This is a genomic window from Bacillus sp. GC_Bacil_1, assembly GCF_026540675.1.
In the GTDB taxonomy this organism is placed as follows: Bacteria; Bacillota; Bacilli; order Bacillales; family Bacillaceae_G; genus Bacillus_A; species Bacillus_A cereus.
Genome location: NZ_JALNUG010000058.1, coordinates 1 through 543 on the forward strand (window position 1 = coordinate 1; position 543 = coordinate 543).

The window sequence follows — 543 nt, forward strand, 5'->3', positions numbered from 1 at the left end:
TTGAGATATTTTATTAAAAGTGCGGGTGAAGGGAGTCGAACCCCCACGCCAAAGGCGCTAGATCCTAAGTCTAGTGCGTCTGCCAATTCCGCCACACCCGCATATTTCATTAAAATGGTGAGCCATGAAGGATTCGAACCTTCGACCCTCTGATTAAAAGTCAGATGCTCTACCAACTGAGCTAATGGCTCTCAAAATTAAAACTGGTGCCGACTAGAGGACTTGAACCCCCAACCTACTGATTACAAGTCAGTTGCTCTACCAATTGAGCTAAGTCGGCTAAATGGTGGAGGATGACGGGATCGAACCGCCGACCCCCTGCTTGTAAGGCAGGTGCTCTCCCAGCTGAGCTAATCCTCCGTTTGCCTGGCAACGTCCTACTCTCACAGGGACAAGGTCCCAACTACCATCGGCGCTAGAGAGCTTAACTTCCGTGTTCGGTATGGGAACGGGTGTGACCTCTCTGCCATCATTACCAGACTGTATTCATTTAAGACAAGAATTATTGTAACTCATTTAACTTCTAAAGTCAACAAGTTTTTT

4 tRNA genes and 1 rRNA gene are annotated in these 543 nt (G+C 47.3%); all 5 read right to left on the bottom strand.

The window, feature by feature from the left end:
• Positions 1–20 precede the first annotated feature (20 nt).
• Positions 21–101, bottom strand: a tRNA-Leu gene (locus OXT04_RS29565).
• Positions 102–115: 14 nt separating this feature from the next.
• A tRNA-Lys gene (locus tag OXT04_RS29570) sits at positions 116–191 on the bottom strand.
• A gap of 13 nt (positions 192–204) precedes the next feature.
• Positions 205–280: transfer RNA gene (locus OXT04_RS29575), tRNA-Thr, on the bottom strand.
• A gap of 4 nt (positions 281–284) precedes the next feature.
• Positions 285–360, bottom strand: a tRNA-Val gene (locus OXT04_RS29580).
• A gap of 4 nt (positions 361–364) precedes the next feature.
• A 5S ribosomal RNA gene (gene rrf / locus OXT04_RS29585) occupies positions 365–480 on the bottom strand.
• Positions 481–543: the final 63 nt, after the last annotated feature.